Source organism: Streptomyces sp. NPDC090083 (assembly GCF_044747445.1).
Classification (GTDB): Bacteria; Actinomycetota; Actinomycetes; order Streptomycetales; family Streptomycetaceae; genus Streptomyces.
This window is the reverse complement of the sequence record NZ_JBIVED010000011.1, coordinates 208646-230850: the sequence shown is the minus strand read 5'-3', so window position 1 is coordinate 230850 and position 22205 is coordinate 208646. Positions and strand designations below refer to the sequence as shown.

21 protein-coding genes and 1 pseudogene are annotated in these 22205 nt (G+C 72.8%); 12 read left to right on the top strand and 10 right to left on the bottom strand.

Features of this window, described 5'->3' with window-relative positions; all coding sequences use genetic code 11:
* Positions 1-259: 259 nt before the first annotated feature.
* From ACIPTO_RS33045 to ACIPTO_RS33035, 3 genes are all read left to right on the top strand, one after another.
* Complete coding sequence (locus ACIPTO_RS33045) at positions 260-922, top strand: DUF4230 domain-containing protein (RefSeq protein ID WP_366324214.1); 663 nt, start codon at positions 260-262, stop codon at positions 920-922.
* Between the two features lie 133 nt (positions 923-1055).
* Complete coding sequence (locus tag ACIPTO_RS33040; protein ID WP_401198416.1) at positions 1056-1604, top strand: VanZ family protein; 549 nt, start codon at positions 1056-1058, stop codon at positions 1602-1604.
* A gap of 153 nt (positions 1605-1757) precedes the next feature.
* Positions 1758-2999 carry a lectin gene (locus ACIPTO_RS33035; RefSeq protein WP_366324212.1) on the top strand — a complete coding sequence of 414 codons (1242 nt, stop codon included), beginning with the start codon at positions 1758-1760 and terminating at the stop codon, positions 2997-2999.
* 11 nt (positions 3000-3010) lie between these two features.
* Here ACIPTO_RS33035 and ACIPTO_RS33030 read toward each other — a convergent pair whose 3' ends face one another.
* Complete coding sequence (locus tag ACIPTO_RS33030) at positions 3011-3247, bottom strand: hypothetical protein (protein ID WP_317771483.1); 237 nt, start codon at positions 3245-3247, stop codon at positions 3011-3013.
* A gap of 79 nt (positions 3248-3326) precedes the next feature.
* Between ACIPTO_RS33030 and ACIPTO_RS33025 the strand changes: the two genes are divergently transcribed.
* Entirely contained in the window at positions 3327-4349 is a 1023-nt protein-coding gene (locus ACIPTO_RS33025; RefSeq protein ID WP_401198260.1) for a PHP domain-containing protein, read from the top strand.
* Between the two features lie 167 nt (positions 4350-4516).
* Positions 4517-5488: an SDR family NAD(P)-dependent oxidoreductase gene (locus ACIPTO_RS33020; RefSeq protein ID WP_366324208.1), complete on the top strand. Its 972-nt coding sequence runs from the start codon at positions 4517-4519 to the stop codon at positions 5486-5488.
* 13 nt (positions 5489-5501) lie between these two features.
* Here ACIPTO_RS33020 and ACIPTO_RS33015 read toward each other — a convergent pair whose 3' ends face one another.
* The 4 genes from ACIPTO_RS33015 to ACIPTO_RS33000 form a co-directional block, all read right to left on the bottom strand.
* A complete protein-coding gene (locus tag ACIPTO_RS33015; RefSeq protein WP_401198258.1) occupies positions 5502-6158 on the bottom strand; it encodes a M15 family metallopeptidase in 657 nt (218 codons plus the stop codon).
* 30 nt (positions 6159-6188) lie between these two features.
* Entirely contained in the window at positions 6189-7478 is a 1290-nt protein-coding gene (locus ACIPTO_RS33010; protein WP_366324204.1) for an ROK family transcriptional regulator, read from the bottom strand.
* 66 nt (positions 7479-7544) lie between these two features.
* A complete protein-coding gene (locus ACIPTO_RS33005) occupies positions 7545-8510 on the bottom strand; it encodes a phosphotransferase family protein (RefSeq protein WP_401198256.1) in 966 nt (321 codons plus the stop codon).
* A gap of 24 nt (positions 8511-8534) precedes the next feature.
* Positions 8535-11711: a cytochrome P450 gene (locus ACIPTO_RS33000; RefSeq protein ID WP_401198254.1), complete on the bottom strand. Its 3177-nt coding sequence runs from the start codon at positions 11709-11711 to the stop codon at positions 8535-8537.
* A 207-nt stretch (positions 11712-11918) separates the two neighbouring features.
* Here ACIPTO_RS33000 and ACIPTO_RS32995 point away from each other — a divergent pair, with 207 nt between their 5' ends.
* Entirely contained in the window at positions 11919-12350 is a 432-nt protein-coding gene (locus ACIPTO_RS32995; protein ID WP_401198252.1) for a DUF6234 family protein, read from the top strand.
* A 93-nt stretch (positions 12351-12443) separates the two neighbouring features.
* Positions 12444-13055, top strand: coding sequence for a helix-turn-helix transcriptional regulator (locus ACIPTO_RS32990; RefSeq protein ID WP_401198414.1), 612 nt, complete (start codon positions 12444-12446; stop codon positions 13053-13055).
* Between the two features lie 5 nt (positions 13056-13060).
* Here the strand turns inward: ACIPTO_RS32990 and ACIPTO_RS32985 are convergent.
* Positions 13061-13924: pseudogene (locus ACIPTO_RS32985) on the bottom strand (DUF3626 domain-containing protein); the annotation flags it as partial.
* 117 nt (positions 13925-14041) lie between these two features.
* Here ACIPTO_RS32985 and ACIPTO_RS32980 point away from each other — a divergent pair.
* Complete coding sequence (locus ACIPTO_RS32980) at positions 14042-14536, top strand: FBP domain-containing protein (protein ID WP_401198250.1); 495 nt, start codon at positions 14042-14044, stop codon at positions 14534-14536.
* 2 nt (positions 14537-14538) lie between these two features.
* Here ACIPTO_RS32980 and ACIPTO_RS32975 read toward each other — a convergent pair whose 3' ends face one another.
* Positions 14539-15540, bottom strand: a complete 1002-nt coding sequence (locus ACIPTO_RS32975; protein WP_401198248.1) for a zinc-binding alcohol dehydrogenase family protein — start codon at positions 15538-15540, stop codon at positions 14539-14541.
* Between the two features lie 150 nt (positions 15541-15690).
* On the opposite strand from ACIPTO_RS32975, the gene ACIPTO_RS32970 reads away from it, so the two are divergent.
* The gene (locus tag ACIPTO_RS32970) at positions 15691-16257 is read left to right on the top strand and encodes a CGNR zinc finger domain-containing protein (protein ID WP_401198246.1); all 567 of its coding nucleotides are present in this window, start codon (positions 15691-15693) and stop codon (positions 16255-16257) included.
* Positions 16258-16300: 43 nt separating this feature from the next.
* Here ACIPTO_RS32970 and ACIPTO_RS32965 read toward each other — a convergent pair whose 3' ends face one another.
* Positions 16301-16894: a TIGR03086 family metal-binding protein gene (locus ACIPTO_RS32965; protein ID WP_401198244.1), complete on the bottom strand. Its 594-nt coding sequence runs from the start codon at positions 16892-16894 to the stop codon at positions 16301-16303.
* A gap of 114 nt (positions 16895-17008) precedes the next feature.
* Here ACIPTO_RS32965 and ACIPTO_RS32960 point away from each other — a divergent pair, with 114 nt between their 5' ends.
* From ACIPTO_RS32960 to ACIPTO_RS32950, 3 genes are all read left to right on the top strand, one after another.
* Positions 17009-18262: an FUSC family protein gene (locus tag ACIPTO_RS32960; RefSeq protein ID WP_366324184.1), complete on the top strand. Its 1254-nt coding sequence runs from the start codon at positions 17009-17011 to the stop codon at positions 18260-18262.
* Positions 18263-18365: 103 nt separating this feature from the next.
* On the top strand, positions 18366-19418 hold the full coding sequence (locus ACIPTO_RS32955) for a hypothetical protein (RefSeq protein WP_401198242.1): 1053 nt from the start codon (positions 18366-18368) through the stop codon (positions 19416-19418).
* Positions 19419-19532: 114 nt separating this feature from the next.
* Positions 19533-20753 (top strand): lactonase family protein, encoded by a 1221-nt coding sequence (locus tag ACIPTO_RS32950; protein ID WP_401198240.1) that lies wholly within the window; start codon positions 19533-19535, stop codon positions 20751-20753.
* Here the strand turns inward: ACIPTO_RS32950 and ACIPTO_RS32945 are convergent.
* Positions 20721-21446 carry a DUF2470 domain-containing protein gene (locus ACIPTO_RS32945; RefSeq protein WP_401198238.1) on the bottom strand — a complete coding sequence of 242 codons (726 nt, stop codon included), beginning with the start codon at positions 21444-21446 and terminating at the stop codon, positions 20721-20723. The two genes, ACIPTO_RS32950 and ACIPTO_RS32945, sit on opposite strands and share 33 nt — an antisense overlap.
* 100 nt (positions 21447-21546) lie before the next feature.
* Positions 21547-22155: a TetR/AcrR family transcriptional regulator gene (locus tag ACIPTO_RS32940; RefSeq protein ID WP_366324176.1), complete on the bottom strand. Its 609-nt coding sequence runs from the start codon at positions 22153-22155 to the stop codon at positions 21547-21549.
* Positions 22156-22205 lie beyond the last annotated feature (50 nt).

Here is a 22205-nt window from a genome sequence, read left to right as displayed (position 1 = left end):
CGGACCGTGGGGCCGGGGTGTCCGGGGCCAGTGTCACGACACGGAACGGACCGTGCTCCGGAAAGGTCACGGGACGCATGGGAACAGGCGTCCGGGAAATGCTGTCATCGGCCGGCCGGGAGTCCCGACCGGCCGGAACAGTGCTTTTTCACCCCTGTGCGCCCTCCGTGCCCCCAGCAGATGGACCGTTCGGCCAACAGGTCTGTCTGACAGGGCATTTGGGGGGCATGCGCATACCGAGGAAGGGAGGGCCGTCCCCATGACGACTTCCATCAGCCGTATAAACCGGCGTATGCCGGGCTGGGCGAAGGTGCTCACCGCCGTCGTCGTCGTGATCGCCGTGCTGTTCGCCGGTCTCCGGCTCGCCGTGCTCCCGGGTCTGCGGGACATCTTCGGCACCGAGACGACCGACCGCTCGGGCCCGGCCCTGCTCAAGTCCATCCAGGACATGAGCCGTTACGACGCGGCCTCCGGCAACTTCCAGGTCGTGGTGGACCTGGAGAAGGACGCCAAGTACCTGCCGGACGCCATCCGCGGCACCCGCACGCTGTACGTCGGCGCGGGCACCGTCGAGGGCTATGTCGACCTGGGCAAGCTCGGCAAGCAGGACGTTACGGTCAACGCCGACCGCACGTCGGCCAGCATCAAGCTGCCGCACGCCACGCTCGGCAAGCCGGCGCTCGACCCGGACCACTCCTACACGGTCTCCAAGCAGCGGGGTCTGCTCGACCGCATCGGGGACATCTTCTCCGACAACCCCAACAGCGAGCAGGCCGTGCAGAAGCTCGCGTCGAAGCACATCGGCGAGGCGGCCAAGACCAGTGGGCTGACCTCCCGCGCCGAGACCAACACGACCAACATGCTCAAGGGCCTGCTCGGCTCGCTCGGCTTCACCGACGTCAACATCTCGTACAGCTCCTGACCGGACGCTGCTGAACCATCGAAAGCTGGAGGCCCACCGCATGGCCCGCACCCTTCCGCGCCTGCTCACCGCCAAGAAGGCGAAGCCGGAACCCGAGCCGAGGCCGGTCCGACCCGACCGCGGACGCCATCAGATGTCGCTGCCCGTGCGGCTGCTGGCGATGCTGTTCGGCTTCGTCCTCATGGTGGCGTTCGCCGTCGTACTGGCCAAGCTCACCCTGGAGCCGTCCCCCGCGTCCAAGGCCCTCGTGCACACCAATCTGCACCCGGGCCGCTCCCTGAAGGCGTACCTCGACCAGCCGGCCCTGCGCGACGCGGTCAAGCAGATCGGCGGGAACGTGGTCCTCGGGATCCCGTTCGGGGTGCTGGTGCCCGTGCTCGCGCCGCGGGCACGCGGCATGCTGAGGGTGCTGCTGCTGACGGCGACGGTCATGCTCCTGGTGGAGTTCGCGCAGGGCGCGCTGATCACCGGGCGGGCCTTCGACATCGACGACGTCATCCTCAACACCTCGGGTGCGCTGGTCGGCTGGGTCCTGCTGGGCCGTCGGCTGGGCCGGGCGGTGCACGCGCGGAAGCCCGTGGAGAAGGCGGAGCGGACGCCCAGGGCGACGAGGGCGTCGAAGGCGTCGAGGGCGTCCAAGAAGACGGCGAAGGCACCCAAAGCGCCGAAGGCCGCGTCATGACCTCCGCCCGCCGGTCCGCAGCCGTCAACTACTGGTCCGTACCAAAGTATTGACGCTGCCCTTATCTCACTTCTTAAATCAAGAGGCGACGCTTTCACCCCCCACCTCAGTCGGCGTGCCGGTCTCCACTGCCGCCGTACAGAAGGGAATGCCGTGGCCTCCCCGCGCATGCTCCGCAGATGTCTGTTCGCCGCCCTGTCCGCCGCACTGGTCGCGTCCGCCGCGATCGGTCCGGCGCGGGCGGCTTCCACGTCGGCCGCCCAGGCCGACGCCGTCACGTTCTCCGACACCTTCGACGGGGCGGCCGGTTCGGCCGTCAACTCCTCCAGGTGGACGCAGGAGACCGGCGACAACGTCAACAACCACGAACGCGAGTACTACACGTCCGGCACCAACAACGCGGCCCTGGACGGCCAGGGCCATCTGGTGATCACGGCCAAGAAGGAGAACCCGGCCAACTACCAGTGCTGGTACGGCACATGCCAGTACACCTCGGCCCGGCTGAACACCTCGGGCAAGTTCAGCGCCCAGTACGGGCACGTCGAGGCGCGGATGAAGATCCCGCGCGGACAGGGCATGTGGCCCGCGTTCTGGATGCTCGGCACCGACATCGGCTCGGTCGGCTGGCCCAACTCCGGTGAGATCGACGTGATGGAGAACGTCGGCTTCGAGCCCTCCACGGTCCACGGCACCATCCACGGCCCCGGCTACTCCGGCGCCAACGGGATCGGCGCCGGCTACACACTGCCCGGCGGCCAGGCCTTCGCCGACGCGTTCCACACCTTCGCCGTCGACTGGGCGCCCAACTCGATCAAGTGGTCGGTGGACGGGGTCGTCTACGAGACCCGCACCCCCGCCGACGTGGGCGGCAACACCTGGGCCTTCAACAAGCCGTTCTTCCTGATCCTCAACCTGGCGGTCGGCGGCGACTGGCCCGGCGACCCGAACAGCGCCACGGCCTTCCCGGCCCAGCTGGTGGTGGACTCGGTCTCGGTCACCACGAGCAGCACGGCCACCGGAGCGGCGATCAGGGGCCTGGCCGGCAAGTGCGTCGACGTCAACGGCGCGAACTCCGCCAACGGGACCGCCGTACAACTCTACGACTGCAACGGCACGGCCGCCCAGCAGTGGACCGTGGGCTCCGACGGCACGATCCGCGCCCTCGGCAAGTGCCTGGACGTGACCGCCGGCGGCACCGCGGACGGCACCAAGGTGCAGCTCTACGACTGCAACGGCAGCGCCGCCCAGAAGTGGGCCGTCAGCTCGGCGAACGACATCGTCAACCCGCAGGCCAACAAGTGCCTGGACGTCACCGGCAACACCTCCGCCAACGGCACCCCGCTGCAGATCTGGACCTGCTCGGGCGCCGCCAACCAGAAGTGGACCGTCGGCTGACTCCGTAGGTCCTAATGCGGCAACCAGGTGAACTTGTCCCCACCGACCCAGCGGACCACGTCCGGGTCGTCCAGGTCGCGGACCGTGATGCCGCACACGGCCGCGACCTGGAGCACGTCGGTGATCCCCCTGGCCTCGGCGACCATCTCCCCGTCGATCTCCACGATGCGGAACGGCGGGGTACCGGGCTGCACCTTGAGCACCATGATCCGCGGGCTGGAGATGTGCGGACTGGACATTTCGGTCATGCAATAGAGCCTAGAACGCATCAGGCGGACGCGAGCGGTCCACGGTGCCCGGCCGGGGTCCCTCGCGGGAGGAGGCTCGATGGATCCCGTGCAGGCACTGGACCGGATCGCCTTCCTGCTGGAACGCTCCCTGGCCCCCACGTACCGCGTACGCGCCTTCCGTACGGCCGCCAGGGTCCTGGCGGCCCTCCCCGAGGGCGAGGTCGCCGAACGCGCCGCGGCCGGGTCCCTTGAGTCCCTCAAAGGCATCGGCCCCAAGACCGCCCAGGTGGCCCGCGAGGCCCTGGACGGCCGGGTGCCCGCCTATCTGGAGCAGCTGGAGGCCGAGGCGCCCGCCCCGGCCGGCCCCGGCGGCGAGAGTCTGCGGGCGTTGCTGCGCGGCGACTGCCACCTCCACTCCGACTGGTCGGACGGCGGCAGCCCGATCGAGGAGATGGGCCGTACGGCGGCCCGGCTCGGGCACGCGTGGGCGGTGCTGACCGACCACTCCCCCCGGCTGACCGTGGCGCGCGGGCTGTCCCCGGAGCGGCTGCGCGAGCAGCTGGACGTGGTGGCGGCGCTGAACGAGACCTGGGCGCCCTTCCGGCTGCTGACCGGCATCGAGTGCGACATCCTCGACGACGGCTCGCTCGACCAGGAGCCCGAGCTGCTGGAACGGCTCGACGTCGTCGTGGTCTCCGTGCACTCCAAGCTGCGGATGGACGCCCGCGCCATGACCCGGCGCATGGTGGCGGCCGTACGGAACCCGCACGCGGACATCCTCGGGCACTGCACCGGGCGGCTGCTGATCGGGCGGGACGGGGGTGCCGCCCGGCCGGAGTCCGCCTTCGACGCGGACGAGGTGTTCGCCGCGTGCGCCGCGTCGGACACGGCCGTGGAGATCAACAGCCGTCCGGAGCGGCTCGACCCGCCCAGGCGGCTGCTGCGGAAGGCCGTCGACGCCGGGGTGCTGTTCTCGATCGACACGGACGCGCACGCGCCCGGCCAGCTCGACTGGCAGATCAACGGCTGTGCGCGGGCGGAGGAGTGCGGGGTGCCCGCCGAACGGGTGCTGACCACCTGGTCGGCGGACGAGCTGCTGGAGTGGACCTCCGGCAAGTGACGCACCTCACCGGTCGCCGCGGGCCCCGCCGGAACGCACGCAGGTAGTTCTGCGTTTAACGGTCAGCGGGGTCGCGCCCGCCCCCTGACCGCCCCGGTCGTGATTCCCCCGTCACGGCCGGGGCTTCTCCTTGACTTGGAGCGCACTTCAATTCGTAGCGTTCCGGTATGACCACTGCACAGCACAAGATCGGTTCCGGATTCGGTGCGAAGAGCACCGCCGACGACGTCCTGCACGGCATCGACCTCACCGGCAGGCTCGCCGTCGTCACCGGCGGCTACTCGGGCATCGGCCTGGAGACCACCCGCGCACTCACCAGGGCGGGGGCCCGGGTCGTGGTCCCCGCCCGCCGCCCCGACACCGCGCGCGAGGCCTTGGCCGGGATCGACGGCGTCGAGCTGGACGAGCTGGACCTCGGCGACCTGGAGAGCGTGCGCGGCTTCGCCGACCGCTTCCTCGCCTCCGGCCGCACCGTGGACCTCGTGATCGACAGCGCCGGCATCATGGCCTGCCCGGAGACCCGGGTCGGACCCGGCTGGGAGGCCCAGTTCGCCACCAACCACCTCGGCCACTTCGCCCTCGTCAACCGGCTGTGGCCGGCCGTCGCGGCGGGCGGTGCGCGGGTGGTCTCGGTATCCTCGACCGGCCACCACTCCTCCGGCATCCGCTGGGACGACGTCCACTGGAACCAGGGCACCGACGCGTACGACAAGTGGGAGGCCTACGGGCAGGCGAAGACGGCGAACGTCCTGTTCGCCGTCCACCTCGACCGGCTGGGCGCCGACCACGGCGTACGGGCCTTCGCGCTCCACCCGGGCGGCATCCTCACACCGCTCCAACGCCACCTGGCCACCGAGGAGATGGTGGAGCGCGGCTGGATCGACGCGGACGGCAACCTGCTGAACCCGGACCTCTTCAAGACCCCGGAGCAGGGCGCGGCCACTCAGGTCTGGGCCGCGACCTCGCCTCAGCTGGACGGCCTCGGCGGCGTCTACCTGGAGGACTGCGACATCGCCGAGCCCGCCCCCGCCGACGGCACACGCACCGGCGTCAAGGAGTGGGCGATCGACCCCGAGCAGGCCGCCCGGCTGTGGAAGCTGTCCGCCGAACTGACCGGTGTCGACGCGTTCGCCGGCTAGTTCCGGCGCGGTGTCACGACGGGCCGAGGTCCTTCGGCCCGTACAGGGCGGCGGGCGCGCCGGTCGTCAGCGCCCAGTAGCGGTCCCCGTACGACCAGTGCCACCACTCCGTCGGGTAGTTGACGAGGCCGGCCGCGCCGAGCGCCGTGCCCAGGACGGTGCGGTGGGTCCTGGCCACGGCGGTGATGTTGCCGGCGCCGGTGTAGCAGGCCCCGTCGCTCTGCTCGGGGTTGGCGTTCATCGGGGTGCCCAGGTCGAGTTCGCGGCCGTCGGCGTCGGCGAGGGTCAGGTCGACGGCCGCGCCGGCGGTGTGCGGGGCGATCTCGGGCGGTGACACATAGCGGCTGGCGGCGGACCGGATGCGGTCGGCGGGCCAGTCCGGGTGGGCGGCGCGCAGCTCGTCGGCGTACTCCTCGAAGTAGCTGCGCTGGAGGGACGGTGGCCGGTAGCCCTCGACGAACAGCAGGCGCAGGCCGTCGGGCAGCAGTGCCTCCGCTGCGAGGAGCCGGTCCAACACGCCCTGGCGCAGGTGGAGTTCGGGGCCCCGGGGGTCGTCGTGCTTGCGGCCGTCGACCAGCAGGACGTCACTCACGTCCAAGAGGGGCTCTCCGCACTCCTCGACGGGGACGGCGGCGACCCGGGCGTCGGACATCAGGATGATCTCACTCATGGGGTGATCATTCCTCACGCGCCTGTGCCCTCAGTGCGGTGCGCGTTCCTCCAGCGCCGTGCGCCAGGCGGGCGGCGGGCCCTCCGGTTCGGGTGCGGCCCGCCGGCCGCCGCGGGCGAAGAAGTCGGCGAGCGGGAGGATCGCGGCACCCACGGTGACCGCGTCGGGGCCGAGCAGTCCGAGGTCGATGCTGACGCGTCCCGCGGGATGGCGCAGCGCGTAGGCGGTGGCGTGGTGGCGCACGGCGGGCAGGAAGCGGGTGCCGAGCTGGAGTCCGGCCCAGCCGCCGATGAGGATGCGCTCGGGCTGGAAGAGGTTGATCAGGTCGGACAGTCCGGCGCCCAGGTACTCGGCGGTCTCCTCCAGGACGGCGAGCGCGACCGGGTCGGCGTCGGTGCCCTCGGGCGGGTAGGCGGCGACGAGGAGCGCGGTCATCGCGGTCTCCTCGTCGGTGCCCTCGGGCGGCCGTCCGCCCTGTTCGCGCCAGCGGTCGAGCAGCGACTCGGCGCCCGCGTAGGCCTCCAGGCAGCCCAGGGCCCCGCAGCGGCAGCGGCGTCCCCTGACCCGTACGGTCAGATGCCCCCACTCGACCGCCCGGCCGTTCTCGACCTCGGGAGTGACCAGGCAGGCGCCGACGCCGGAGCCGAAGAGGACGACGATCGCGTTGCGCGCGCCCCGGCCGCCGCCGAACCACATCTCGGCCTGGCCGAGGGTCTTGGCGCCGTTGTCGATGAAGTAGGGGACGGTGTCCGGGAGTTGGGAGGTGCTGCGGAGCAGTTCCTCCAGGGGGACCGCGTCCCAGCCCATCGTCTGGCCGTGCACGACGGCGCCGCGGTCCGGGGTGTGCTCGACTATGCCGGGGACGCCTATGCCGACGCCCAGGAGCTGTTCCGGTGTGGTGCCCGCGGCGGCGAGGACCTCGGCCATGCCGTCGCGGATGTGGCCGACGATGACCTCGACCTCGTAGCGCTGCTGCTCCAACGGGCGTTCGGCGCGGGCGAGTTCGGTGAGGGTGAGGTCGAACAGCTCGACGCGGACGCGGGTCTCGCCGACGTCGACGCCGATCATGTGGCCGCTGTGCGGGGCGACGCGCAGCAGGGTCCGGGGACGGCCGCCGTCGGAGTCGACGCTGCCGGCCTCCTCGACCAGTCCGTCCGCGACGAGGTCCGCGACGACGTTGCTCACCGAGCCGGAGCTGAGTCCGGTGGCCGGGCCCAGTTCGAAGCGGCTGAGGGGTCCGTCGAAGTACAGCCGTTGCAGTACGGCCGTGCGGTTGGCCCGCCTGAGGTCGCGTACCGTGCGCCCGTTCCGCCCCGCCATGTGGCTCCCTCCGAACCCCGCGACCTCTTAATTCACGCCCTGAACTAAGGGGCGACAGAATGCACACTACGTGGTCGAGGCCGTCTCGTCGATCTCTCCCAGGGCGGCGATCAGCTCGGGACCGACCTTCTCCCGCCGCCATCGGTTCTCTTCCTCGCCGAACTCCCGGGGGACCGCCTCAACGAGCATGATCAGGTAGAGATAGCTGCGGTAGAGGGCGTACCGGAGGCGGTCCGACCGGTCGAACCGGGCCCGCCCGCCGGCCGCCCGGTAGCCGGCGAGGAACGCCTCGTCGTTGCGGATGTCCCCCAGCAGCGTCAAGGAGACGAAGTCGGCCAGCGGGTCGCCCCAGAACATCCGCTCGCCGTCGACGAGTCCGCCGATCCGCGGGGTTCCGCCCGTACGGTCGACCAGGATGTTGCCCCGCCACAGGTCGAAGTGGACGGCACAGGGGACGGTCACCTCGTCCAGGGCCGCGTGCGCCGACCGGGCCGTGCGGGCGATGTCGGCGGCGGGGAGCGGCAGCCAGGCGTCGTAGCCGCGCGCGTCGTCGAGGACGGCGGCGTAGAGCGTGGTGAACGCGGTGCGCCAGTCCGGGGCGAGGGGGCCGAGGGCGCCGGAGGGGTAGCCGAAGCCGGGGCCGGTGATCCCGTGCAGGCGGGCCAGCACGCGGCCCAACTCCGTGCGCAGGAGCGTGATGTCGGGGTCGGTGAGGGTGTCGTCCCAGGGTTCGCCGGGGCAGCGCGTCATCAGGAGGGTGTCGCCGTCGAGGACCACGACCCGGGGCGCCGCCACCCCGGCCTTGGCGGCGGCGCCGTAGAAGTCGGCCTCGGAGACGAGGAGTTGGCGTTCGTGGGACAGGCCGGGGGCGCGGGGCGCGGTCTTGAGGACGTGGCGCGTGCCGTCGGCGAGGGTGAGTTCCTCGACGAGGTTGTAGGTGCCGCCGCCCAGGGGGCGGACGCGGACGAGGTCGCCGGGCGGGACGCCCGCCGCGCCGAGCACCCGCCGGGCCCGCTCCCAGGAGTCCGTCACCGTGCGCCCACCTCTCCGTACCGGTCAGCCGGCCGCGTACACGTCCTCGACGTAACGCCCGTCCGCCATCAGCGTGTTGAGCCATCGCTCGGCGTCCGTGCCGTCGGCGCCGGGCGTGCGGTCCCGGTACAGCGTACGGAACGCGGCGCGCACACCCGGCGCCATCCGCGCGCCGTCGCCGCACACGAACACCCGGGCGCCCGCGGCCAGCAGTGCCCACACCTCGTCGGCCTCGGCGGCGATCCGGTGCTGGACGAAGGTCACCCCGCGCTCCGGGGCGGCGCTGAAGGCCGGGCGGAGCGAGACGGCTCCGGTGCTCTCGGCGGCGCGGAGCTCGTCGGCGTGGAGGTAGTCGGCGTCCGGGTCGTCGCAGCCGAAGTAGCAGAGGGCGGGGGCGAGTCGCGCGCCGCCCGAGAGGGCCGCCGTGCGGTCGGCGATGGTGCCGCGGAAGGGGGCGAGGCCGGTGCCGGCCGCGATCATCACGACCGGGGTCGAGTCGTCGATGCGGAACGCCTCGCGGCACGGCTGGACGCGGGCGTACACCGTGTCGCCCGGCCCGACGCCCGCGAGGTGGCCGGAGCCGGTCCCCCGGTAGACGCCCCTGCCGGAGCGGGCCGGTGCCTCCAGCAGGGAGACCATCAGGTCCGCGTGGCCGGGGTCGACGGCGGGCGAGGACGAGATCGAGTAGTGCCGGAGGCGCAGCGGCGTGAGCAGGTCCAGCAGGGTGGGCCAGTCGAGCGCGCCGCGCAACGCCGGGTGGTCCTCGACGAGTTCGACGAAGGTGCGCGGGTCGTCGCCGAGTGCGGCCAGCACGGTGCGCTCGGGCGGGCAGGGGTTGGCCGCGGCGAGCGCCACCAGCTGGGCGGCGGTCGGGCGGTCCTGCAACTCGACATAATGCGTGAGCAGTTGGCGTACGGTCACGGGCCGGTCGACCGCGAGGCCGTCGCGGCGCGGGCGGGCCGGGCGGATGTCGAGCACCGTGTCGAGGTCGACGCCGAGGGCGACGGCCGCGCGTTCGACGAGCGCCGGGGCGTTCACGGGCAGGACGGTGAGGTGGTCGGCGGTCCGGTAGCCGGACCCGTCCGGCAGGGCGACACGGACGAAGCGCTTGCGGCGCGGGTGGCCGGGAGCGGTGAGGTCGCGGGCCTCGGTGACGGTCATGGGGACGAGGCCGTGCCGTTCGGCGAGGGCATCCAGGTGGCCGCCGGTGAGGGTGCGGACCTCGTAGGCGGCGAGCAGCTCCACGGGGCCGGCGTCCGTGGCGTCGGGATCGCCGTACGTCTCCAGGAGTGCGGTGCGCAGCCGGGCCGTGAAGTCCCGTACGGCGCCGGTGAGATCGCCCGAGGCGTCGGCGGCGGCCCGGTCGGTGAGGCGGGTGGCGCCGAGTTCGGCGAGGCGGGCGTCGACGCGGGCCGGCATGTGCTGGTAGGTGGCGGCCCAGTTGCGGTCGCCGACCCCGAGGACGGCGTAGGTCACGCCGGTGAGGTCGTGGGTCTCCTCCAGCCAGGCGGCGAAGGCCAGGGCGTCGTCGGTGGGGCGGCCGTTGTAGGAGGCGCAGGCGATGACGACGGGCCGGTCGGTGGGCAGTCCCCCGGCGTAGGCGTCGAGCGGCGCCACCTCCACCGAGCAGCCCACCACGGCCGCCTCGTCGGCGAGTTGGGCGGCGAACTCGCGGCAGGTGCCGTAGTTGCTGCCGTGCAGGAAGAGCGCCGACGTGCCGGGGCGGACGCGGGCGGGCAGGGTGCCGGTGTCCGCCGTGGGAGTCGCGGAGGACTCGGCCGCGCCCGGCAGCGGACCGTGCGCGCGGTCGGCGGGGGTGCGCGGGGTCAGGGTGAGGGTGAAGCCGTCGGGCTTTAGGGTGAGGGTCTCCTTCACCGTGAGCCGGTAGTCGGCGTGGTCGTGCAGCCGGTAGCGGTGCACGAGCATCGCGAGCAGCATGGTCGCCTCGTGCAGCGCGAACTGCCGTCCGATGCAGGCGCGTTCGCCGGTGCCGAACGGCTTGAAGGCGTGCACGGAACGCGCCGCCTCCGCCTCGGGGGTGAAGCGCGAGGGGTCGAACAGCTCGGGGTTGTCGCCCCATCCGGGCTGCCGGTGCAGCATCGGCGCGATCACGGTGACGGCCTGCCCGGCACGCAGCGGGATGCGCCCGCCGAGCACGGTGTCCTCCAGCGCGTGCCGGCTGAACGCGGCGGCGGTGGGCCACAACCGCAGTGCCTCGTTGAGGACTTGGCGGGTGTAGGTGAGCCGGCCGATCTCGTCGTACGTCGGCTCCGGGTCCGCCGCGTCGCCCCACAGCGCGTCCACCTCGCGCTGCACGAGCTGGAGCACGGCCGGGTGCTTGGACAGGTAGTACAGCGCGAACGACATCGCGCCGGACGTCGTCTCGTGGCCCGCGATCAGGAAAGTGATCACCTGGTTGCGGATGTTGGCGGTGTCGAGGGCCGTGCCGTCGACCGGGTGCCGAGCGCTGAGCATGAGGCCGAGGAGGTCCTGTGCGTCGCCCTGGTCGGTGCCGGTGCGGGCGGCGACGACCTCGTCGACGACCTGGGCGAGATAGCCGGCGTCGGCCCGGAACGCCGCGTCGGCCGCCGCGTGGTCCTCGCCGGGGACACGGGCAAGCCGGGTCATGCTCCACTCCAGGCAGCGCACCATGGACTCGACGAAGGGGTGCGGCTCGGCCCGCTCGAACGACCCGAAGTCGTAGTCGAATCCGGCGAGTCCGATGGTGTCGAGGGTCATCCGGGTCATGTCGTCGGCCACGTTCACCGGCCGCCCGTCGCCCGCGCCCCGGTCCCAGGCCTCGATGAGCCGTCGGGCCACCTTCAGCATCACGGGGTGATAGGTGCGCATCGAGCCGAGCGCGAAGGCGGGCATCAGGATGTCGTGCGCCCTGGCCCAGTTGGGCTCGTCGTTGTACGCCGTGAAGAGTCCGTCGGCGGTGAAGGCCCGGACGTTCTCCAGGGCGGGCCCGATGTGCTTGGCGAACCGCCGCTCGTCGGCGAGTTCGGTCACCAGGTCGAGATCGCTGACGAACAGCGCGTCCCGCCCGTGCAACCGCCGTACGAACACCGGTCCGTGACGGCGCATCAGGTCCATGATCTGCTGCATCGGGGTGCGGCCGGGGCCGGTCGCGGTGATGTCGACGAGGGGCACGCCGGGGAGCGTGTCGGCGGGACGGGGGTGCGGCGCGGTGGGGGGCATGGCGCGACAACTGCCTTTCGCGGTACGGAAGTACTGCGTTCCAGCGTGCTCGCCCCGCCTCGGCGGACCGCGCCACGGGACTACACGATCGTGTAGCGGAAACCACGGACGGCGTCTTGCGCCGACGCCCCGCTCCGGCTATTCGGGGGCGCCGACTGAGTGCGCGTACTCAGGCGCTCCCCGTGCGGCCCGCGGCAGGGTGGGGCCATGACGCAGGCACCGCCCGAACATCCGTCCCGGCACCGCCGATGGCCGTGGTCCCACCGGACGTCCCGCACGTCGGACGTTCTCGCCGCCATCGCCCTGTTCATCGCCGAGGCCGCCGTCTTCGCCTGGTCGGTGTTCGCCTCCGGCATGGAAGGCTGGGCCGCGCAGGGCGACCAGGACAGGATCGACGCGGCCACGCTCGCGAACATCGCCTGGACGGAACACTTCCTCTACGTCCTGCTCGCCCTGGCGGGCCTCGCGGCAATCTGCCGCGCGCCCTGGACGGCGGTGTCGCACCTCGCCGCCGCGGGCCTCGTGTTCACCCTGCTCACCGGCATGCACCACGAGTGGGACCGCACGCATCCGGCCCCCGCGCCCACGCCGAGGGCCGGCTACACGCCCTGCTACAGCGGCAGCGGGACATGCTCGTGAGCCGCATGATGGTGGGGGAGGTGTACGACGTGACGGGAGGTACCGGTGGACTGGGCGCGCAGAGAGGGCGTGGTGTGGCGCAACCGCGCGCTGATGCTCTTCGACCGGGTCGCGGTGCCCGTCGCGGTGTGCGACGTGTACGGCTCGGTGCAGGCGGCGAACCCCGCGATGGCAGCGGAGTGCGGCACGACACCGGGACGGCTGCGCGGCCAGGACGTGCTCGACCTCTTCCGGCCGCAGGAGTCGGGCCAGGTCGAGCGCATCGCGCAGGCCCTACGGCTGCGGCACCGCTCGCGCTACCAGGTGTCGGTGCGCTGGCGGGCCCCGAACGGCTGTGAGCGCCATGGGGAGTTGACGGCCGACCCGGTCAGCGACACGGTCGAGGAGACCCCGGCGCTGCTGGTCATGCTGCGGGTCCGGGGCGAGGGCGACCCGCACGACGGCGCGCCCCGCGAGGACGCGCCCGCGCACGTCACCCCGATCGAGGCCCGCATCCTCGCGCTCCTCGCAGGCGGCGCCACCACCGCCCACACGGCCCGCGAGACCGGCCTCACCCCGGACGGCGTGACCTATCACCTACGACGGCTGTCGTCCCGCTGGAACGCGTCCAACCGCACCGAACTGGTCGCCCGCGCCTACGCACTCGGGGTGCTCGCACCGGGGGTATGGCCACCGGAACCGGCCGCGGCCGCGGCCTCCGACTAGGAGCAGGCCGTGCCCGCGCCCTCCGGTGCCCCGAAGCGGGCGAGGGTGTGCCACACCATCTTCAGGTCCTGGAGTGCGTGGCGCCCGGCGCGGGCCGCGTCACCGATGATCCTGGGGTCGAGGATCCCCCGCTCGGCGATGCGGGCGCCGAGGTCGGCGTACTCCTGCCCCCGGTAGTCCGCGTGCCGGCGCAACTCCCGTACGGAGAGCCGGTATCCGGGGTGCCACTCGACGGGGCAGGGCAGTCGGCGGGCGGCGGTCTCGACGGGGGTGCCGCGGTAGCTCGCGTCGAGGACGAGGGCCTCCGTGTCGCGGGCGAGGTCGACTCCTCCGTGGACCTGGGTCTCGATGTAGTCGTTCAGGGCGTCCCGTTCGTCGGTCTCGGCGAGCGCGATCAGGTGCATGCCGGAGGCGACGCCGAAGTCGGCCGGTTCGGCCGCGCTGTCGGGGTAGCAGAAGGTCGCCCGGGCGAGGGCCGCACCGGTCAGCCGGAGGTGCGAGGAACCGAACCGCGGTGCGGCGCCGACCACTTGGCGCCGGAAGTTCAGCGCGCCGTACACCGGCCGCTCGGGTGCGGGCGCCTCGTCGTAGGCACCGGCGAAGATCCGGCTCTCCCAGCGATGACGGTCGCCGCCGGGGTGGGCGGTGAGGCCGCCGTTGCTGGTGCCGGTGACGAACTGCGAGTGGTACGTGCCGTCCTGGGCCAGCGCGTCGAGGATCGGGCGGTCGCCGCTCGCCGTCCGGTCGGGATGGAAGTTGAGCGTGATGCGCAGGCGCGGGTCGACGGCGGGACCGGACGAGCCCGCCGCCACATGCCGCAATGCCCGCGTCTGGTACGGCCCGACGCCCCCCGCTTCCCCGAAATCCATTGGCCCCTCCGCCGCTCGTCTCCTTACCCTGGGCCGAAACCTAGACCCCCTAGGTTTCGGAAACCCGTATCGCGCGACAGGTGTCGGCCCGCCGGCGTCGGTCCAGGAGACTTCGTCATGAGATCACTCACCGAGCAGGACATCCGCGGTTCCTTCGTCAACTGCTCGAAGGGGGAGGCGAAACGGCTGGCCGTGCCCCGTGATCTCGCCACGCGCCCCTGGGGCGACCTGGACTTCCTGGGCTGGCGGGATCCCGGTGCGCCCGACCGCAGTTACCTCGTCGCCGAGCGGGCGGACGGGCCTGTCGGGGTCACGTTGCGGTTCCCGTCCGCGCAGCGCGGCTTCCTGCACCGGAGCATGTGTTCGCTGTGCGTGACGACCCATCCGGGCGGCGGTGTCTCCCTGATGACCGCGCGCAAGGCGGGTCCGGCGGGCCGTGAGGGCAACTCGGTCGGCCTGTACATGTGCACCGACCTCGCCTGTTCCCTCTATGTGCGCGGCCGGAAGATCCCCGAGTCGGGCATCCGCATCGAGGAGAGTCTGACCGTGGAGCAGCAGATCGAGCGGACGGTGGACCATCTGACCGCGTTCCTCGACAAGTTGTACGTCTGAGGTCAGTCCCCCGGCACGGCGATCACGATCTTGCCCCGGTTGTCCCGGCTCTCCAGCCGCTCATGGGCGGCGCGGGCCGCGGCGAGCGGTACGACGGTCTCGATCGGCACGCGATAGGTGCCGGCGGCGACCCGCTCGGCGAGTTCGCGCAGGTCGGGGCGGGGGTCGTAGCCGCCGTGGAGCTGGAGGTTGGTGAGCTGGAAGCCGAGGACCGAGGCGTTCTTCGGGTAGAAGTCGCGGGTGTCGACAGTGCCGGCCTCCAGGGCGACATTGGCGAGGGCGACGACCCGGCCGCCCTGGCCGATCTCGCGCAGGCTGCGCCCGAAGGCCCGGCCGCCGACGGTGTCGAGGACGACGTCCGCGCCGCGTCCGCCGGTGAGCCGCAGCACCTCCTCGACCTCGGCGTCGTCGGGGTGGGCCGAGGTGTCGAGGGTGGCGTGGGCACCGAACTCCCCTGCCCACGCGGCCTTTTCGGGTGATCCGGCGAGCGCGATGACCCGGGCGCCGGTCTCCGCCGCGATCTGCACGGCGGCGCTGCCGACCCCGCTCGCGGCGGCCTTCACGACCACCGTGTCCTCCTTGGCGACCCGGGCGAGGCGGCGCAGGCAGTACCAGGCGGAAAGCCAGGCCACGGGCAGTGCGGCGGCGTGGGTGAAGTCGATCCCGTCGGGCAGGGCGGTGACCCGCGTGGCCGGTACGGCGGCCAACTCGGCGTAGAAACCGGGTGAGTCGATGCCGTCGAGCGCGACCACCCGCTGCCCGACCGTGAAGCCGGTGACGCCCTCACCCAGTGCGGCGACGGTGCCGGCGCCCTCCACTCCGGGGATCAGCGGCGGGCGTCCGGCCCGGTGGTAGTTCCCGGACCTGATCAGGGCGTCCGCGCGGTTCACGCCGGCCGCGGCCACCCGTACCAGCACCTGCCCGGGACCCGCGACCGGGTCGGGCACCTCGACCGGCACCAGCACTTCGGGCCCGCCGAACTCGTCGATCCGTACCGCACGCATACCCCACCCGCTCCCTCTCACGGCCACGACCCCTGGCCGACACCTGTTGAACTGGTGTCACCATGCGACACCCGATGAACCGGTGTCAAGGCAGGCGGGCATCCTCGCGTACACCACATGAACCGGTGTACGCGAGGTAAGCTCGCTGCCATGACGCTCCCGCCCGCCTTCCCGTTCATCGGCGGTCGCCCCTGCCTGAACTTCGCGGCGACGCTCGGCAAGCGGCACGGCACGCCCGTCGAGCGGCTGCCCGACACGGCGGCGCTGGCCGCGTGGATCACGGAGGCCGAGCTGTCGTCGGGGACCGAGCCGGTGCGGGTCACGGCCCGGGAGCTGGCGGACGCGCGCACCCTGCGCGAGGCGCTCTACCGCGTCGTACGCGCCGCGATGGCCGGGCGGGAACCGGCGGCGGCCGATGTCGAGCGGGTCAACGAGGCCGCCGCGCGGCCGGATCTCGCGCCCCAACTGGGCGAGCGGCGCTGGAAGTCGGCGCACCCGGCGCGCGCTGCACTGGCGACGGTGGCCCGGGACGGCGTCCTGCTGGTGGGCGGTCCGCTGCTGGAGCGGGTCAAGGAGTGCGAGAACCCGGAGTGTTCCCTGCTGTTCCTCGACGACTCCCAGGCCCGCCGCCGCCGTTGGTGCTCCATGGACCGCTGCGGCAACCTCGCGAAGATCGCGGGCTATCGCTCGCGCAGCCGCGCCGCCGTGACCGACTGACGGTGGTGCGGGGGCCGACCGCCGCCGCGGGGTGCGGTCCCCCTCAGGACGCGGCCGGTGTCCAGTGCGGGTCCCTGCCCAGGAAGGCGAGGAGGCTCTCGGCCTCGCCGTAGGTCTCCTTCGTCTCGCGGGCGGGTGCGAACACGTGGAAGGCGTCGCGGAGTTGGTCGACGAGGCGGTCCGCGACCGGCCGGATGCCCGCGGCGAGGCCGGTGCCGAGTGGCCGGTTCTGGCCGGTGGCCACGGCGATGTCCCAGGCGTGCACCGCCGCGTCCATGGCCGCCGTCGCCGCGGCGGAGGCGAGGGGCATCGGACCCAGCGGCGTCGGCACCTGCCCGGCGTCGGCAGGGAGGTGCGCATAGGCGTCCGCGACCATGGTGAGCACCTCGTCGAGTGCGGCGACCGGGTCGCCGTCCAGGGCGTCCTCCGGGTGGAAGGGGTCCGCGTCGGGCCGGCCGCCGGTGAGGACGAGGCCGTAGGCCTGCTGGTCGATGCGGGCGTGGTTGAGGACCTGCCGTACCGTCCACTCGCTGCACGGCGTCGGCGCGGCCCAGGCCGTGCCGGGCACGGCGGCGACGACCTCGCGCAGGTACGCGTGCGAGCGCAGCAGCACCTCGATGCCCTGGTGGTCCGTCATGAACTGTCCCTCCCGTTGGCTCTGTCCGGTACCGACAATCTAGGACGAGTTGCGGACAGCTACTGTCCTCAAGGGAGACGTTCGGCCCGTCCGACGAGAGGGAATAGGCCAAGGATGCGAGATGTCCGGGAGTGGACGGCGGCGCTGGCGCGGCTGGTGGCGCGGCACCGGGACCCGGTGGTCGTCCAGACGCTGCGGTCCGCGACCGCCGCGACCGTCGCCTACGTCGTCGCGCTCCGGCTGAGCCCCGAGCCCGCGCCGCTGACCGCTCCCCTCACCGCGCTCCTCGTCGTACAGGTCACCCTGTACGCCACCCTCACCAACGGCGTCCGCCGGGTGACCGCCGTGGTCACGGGCGTGCTCGTCGCGATCGCGTTCAGCCTGCTGGTCGGTCTGACCTGGTGGAGCCTGGCCCTGCTGATCGTGGCCGCGCTGGTGGTGGGACGGCTGGTGCGCGTCGACGAGTACGTGCCCGAGGTGGCGATCAGCGCGATGCTGGTCCTCGGCGTCACCACGGTCGGGAACACGGCCTGGGCACGGGTCGTGGAGACCCTGATCGGCGCGGTCGTCGGCCTCGGCTGCAATCTGCTGCTCGCTCCCCCGGTGTGGGTCGACGAGGCCGGCGAGTCCATCGAGGACCTGGCCCGTCGGCTGCGGCGACTGATGCGGCGCATGGGCGAGGAGGCGGCGGGCCGCACCCCCGTCGACCACGCGACCGCGCGGCTGCACGAGGCCCGCCGGCTCGACCACGACATCGTCGAGGTGGACGCGGCGCTGCGGCGGGCCGAGGACAGTCTGCGGCTCAATCCGCGCGTCCGGGAAGGCCTGCTGCATCGGATCGTGCTGCGCACCGGTCTCGACACCCTGGAGATCTGCACGGTCGTGCTCCGCGTCCTCGCCCGCACCTTCACCGACCTGGCGAAGGAGCGCGAGCCCGAGCCGCTGTTCGCGGCGCCGACGGGTGCCGCCGTGGAGCAGGTGCTGTCGGAGGTGGGCGACGCCGTGGTCAGTTTCGCGGTGCTGGTGACCACCGATGTGTCGGTGAGCGCGCAGTCCGCGGAGTCGCGGCTCGCCGCCGAGCTGCACACGGCCGCCGCGACCCGCGACAAACTGGCCCAGCTGCTCCTGGAGGAGGTCCAGCGCGATGCCGCCCAGTGGCAGCTGCTGGGTGCGATGCTGACCGAGGTCAACCGCATGCTGGACGAACTGGACACCGAGCACCGCTCGCGCCGGCTCTTCGAGGAGCTCGACCGCTGCGCCCGTGAGCAGCGCGCCCGCATGCCGCGGTTGACCCGGCTCCGGGAGCGGGTGGGCGTACCGGACCGGCTGCGCCGGAACCGGGGCGAGGGCGCCGATCGTTCTAGGTGACGGAGTCGCCGGGGACCTTCGGCGGCCGGACGGGAGGGCGGGCGGGCCTCCGGCAGTGCACCACGGCGGATCAGAACCACAGCGGATCAATGGGGGCGGGCGTATGACCGACAGCACCGTACGGATCGACGGGAACACCTTGCAGCTGCCGGGCGGCGCGGCGGTGCGGTTCATCCGCACGCTGCGGCTGCCGGAGACGGGCACGCATCCGCTGCCGCCGGGGCTCGGCGAGTTCCCGGTCCGGAGGGTCGCGGACTTCCCGGACACGGTGCCCGAGGAGTGGCGGGCGCGGGGCGGGGTCATGCTCCCGGTGTACCTGCGCGAGGCGATGTGGCTGAGCTTCGCGGGCACGCACCGTCCGGCCGCGCTCCAGGTCGGGGTGGGCAAGGTGTGCGCGGTCTCGGGCGAGCCGTGGAGCGACCGGCTGTCCCGGGACCCGCAGAACTACGTGGTGCTGCCCCGCCAGCCGTGGCTCGACGGCATCAACTCCGGGAAGGGCACGGTCCGTCAGTTCGTGGCGGTCCCGCTCGGCCTCGGTGCGACGGTCGAGGGCCAGGTCACGGGCGAGGAGGTCTGGGGCGGCGTACAACTGCAGTGCTTCCCGCTCAACGAACGGGAGTTGGCGATCTGGCGCGAGGCCGAGCAGCGGCGGGCGCGGCAGGCACGCGCGCGTGCGGCGACCGCCCCGGCCGGTGGCTACGGCATGCCCGCCATGCCGATGGCCGCGCAGGCCGCCCCCGCGCCCGGCGGTCCCCCGGCCCCGGGCAGGCGGGCCGCCGCGATGGGCCTGGGCGTCGGCGGTTCGATGCATCAGGAGGTCTACGCGGACGACCGCCCGCTGTCGTCCTGGGCCGAGCAGCCAGCGGGCCGGGTCTTCGTGCACCTGGTCACGCCCCCGGAGTGGCGCCGCATCACCGGCGAGGCCCCGCCGCCGTCGCCGGTGGACCGAGCCGCGTACACCCGGGCGGGTCTTCCCTGGTTCGACTACTACGACCAGGACGCCGAGGATCTCGCGCCCACGGACGCCCTCGGCGCGGTGCAACCGGTCGGCGACTGGCTCGGTGACGACCACGAGCCCTGGCAGGCGCCCGCTCCCGGCCAGGTCGAGCCGCTCAAGGACGCGAAGGGCAAGCCGGTGGAGGACGGCGACTGGTGACCCGGCCGGGCGTTGCACACCCTGCAATGCCCGTTGTCGGTCTTGCGCTCGACAGGCCCGGCACGCCAAGGTTGCCGTGACGACCGAGGCGAGCGACGACCTGAGGGTGTGGGCATGACCAGTGGTGCGGAGGCGTCACGCGAGGGCTGGAGCAGGCGCCGTTTCATCGGCGCCCTGGGCGGAGCGGCGGCGGTGGTCGCGGTTCCCGCCCCGGCCTCGGCACCGGCGGATCCCGCGTCCGCCCCGCCGACCGGTTCCACCACCGCGCCGACACCCGGCGCACACCGCACGGGCGGGGCCGACGGCCCCCACCCGCTCTACCTCGGCACCTACACCTCGGTCGACGGCGGCGGCAAGGGCATCGGCCTGGCGACCTACGACGCGTCGACCGGCCGGATCACCGGCGCGGGCACCATCACGGGCGTCGCCGACCCGTCGTTCCTCGCCCTGCATCCCGACGGCCGCACGCTGTACGCGGTCGACGAGCAGACGGCCGGCGCGGTGACCGCCGTACGCCTGGCGGACCGCACGGTCCTCGGCGCGCGGAGCACCGGCGGCGCGGGTCCCTGCCATCTGTCCGTGCATCCCGGCGGGCGCTGGCTGCTGAGCGCCAACTACACGTCCGGCAGCGTGGCCGTGCACCCGATCGACTCCTCGGGCGCGCTCGGCGCCCGCACGGCGCTGGCCACGCACTCCACACCGCGGCCGGGTCCCGGCCAGGACGGCCCGCACGCGCACCAGTTCGTGACCAGCCCCGACGGCGGGCATGTGCTCGCCGTCGACCTGGGCACCGACACCGTCTACAGCTACCGCCTGGACACCACGAAGGGCACGCTCACCGAGGTCTCGCAGGCGCACACCCGCGCGGGAGCGGGCCCGCGCAGCCTGACCTTCCACCCCGGCGGCCGGTACGCCTACCTGGCCAACGAGGTCGACGACACCGTCGCGGTCTGCGCCTACGACGCGGCCACGGGTGCCCTGTCGATCGGCGCCCCGCAGCCCAGCGGCAGCACGGGCGGCACCACCAACTACCCGGCGCAGATCCTCGTGACGCCGAACGGCGCCTACGCCTATCTCGCCAACCGGGGCGACAACACCCTCGCCCGGTATGCCGTCGAGGCCGACGGCGCCCGGCTCAGGCTGCTGGACACGGTGCCGGTGTCCGGTGACTTCCCGCGGCAGATCGCGTTCTCCCCGGACGGCACCCTGTTGTTCACGGCGAACCAGAGGTCGAGCACGGTCAGCGTGTTCCACGTGGACGCCGCGAGTGGTGAACTCCGGCTCGCGGGAACGCCGTTCGCGTCACCGGTCGCCGTCTGTGCGCTGCCGCTGTAGGGGACGCGGGCAGGACGCGGCGCTGGCATGGGTGAGCAGGACGTGCATGCGCTCGGTGAGGTCGCCGACGGTGTCGGCGGGCGTGTGGAACGGCAGGCGTACGTCGCCGTGGGCGCGGGCGCGCTCGATGCGGAGGGTCAGTCCATGGCGGTCCACGGCGAGGGGCTGGACGCGGACCGCGCCGTGCAGGCTGTCGGGTTCGACCAGCCGGGTGAGCCGCTCGACGGCGTCGGAGTGGCAGTCGGCGAGGTGGGTCAGCAGTTGGGCCTCGGCCAGCGCGAGCGGGTCGGGTTCGGCGGCGGCGAACTCGTCGAGGTCGACGACGACCGCGCCGGACGGCGGGCGCAGCACCACGCGGGTCGGGCGGAAGGCCAGGTGCTCGTCCTCGGGGACGAACCAGCCCGCGAGCCACAGCCGGGCCCGGATACGGTTGCGCACGGGGACGGGTGCGACGTCCGCGAACTCCAGGACCGCGGACGGTTCGCCGCGCGGCGCGCAGATCGCGGCCGCCAGCAGGGCGCTGTCCTCCGGCACCTGCAGGAGCACTCGGCCGTCGTCGGCCACGGTGTGCGCGCCGACGAACTCCTCGCGACCGCCCTCCGCGGTCACCGCGCAGGACCATGCGGCGGCGAGCACCGAGCGGGCCCGCTCGGCCGCGGCGGGCGCGGCCGTCCACGATTGGGTGTCACCCATCCCTGAACCTCCTTAGGTAAGCCTTGCCTAACTTACCGAAGATCGGGGCGCACGCCAACCACGCCACGCAAACTGCCCGGCTTCCCCGGCGAACCGCCGTTCAGGGCGAGAGGACGCCCAACAGGGCCCGTGCGCACAGATCGCGCACCTGCTCCCGGCTCAACTCCGGCCCGCGCAGCCACTCCAGACAGACGGCGGTGGTGAACGCCAGCCACCCGCGCACCGCGAGCTTCGTGTCGGGCCGCTCCCCCACGCTCGGGCCGAACTCCGGATCGGCCGCGAGCGCGGCCAGGATCTGCCGCTCCTGCGCGGCCAGCGCCCGCTGGTAGACCCGCCGTACGGTCTGGTCCCCGGCCGCGTCGGCCCGGTGGAAGGCGCGGTAGCCGTGCGCGTGGGTGTGCACGTACTCCAGATACGTGTCGAGGGCGGCGGCGAGCTGCTCGCGGGCCGGTACGCCCGGCACCGCGGCCGTCATCCGCAGCATGCGCTCGCTCTCGCGCTCGACGACGGCCGCGAAGAAGTCCCGCTTGGTCGGGAAATAGTGGTAGAGCAGCCCGCGGGAGACCCCGGCGATCTCGGCGACCTGCTCGATCCACACGTCGTCGTAGGGGTCCTCGGAGAACAACCGCGCGCCCACCGTGAGGAGTTGCTCCCGGCGCTCCTCGGTGCTGAGCCGGCGGCGCGTGCGCTCACCCTGATTGGCGGCCATTCCCGCACTTTACTTGACGTCGGTTCAACAACGGGACCAGACTGAAACCC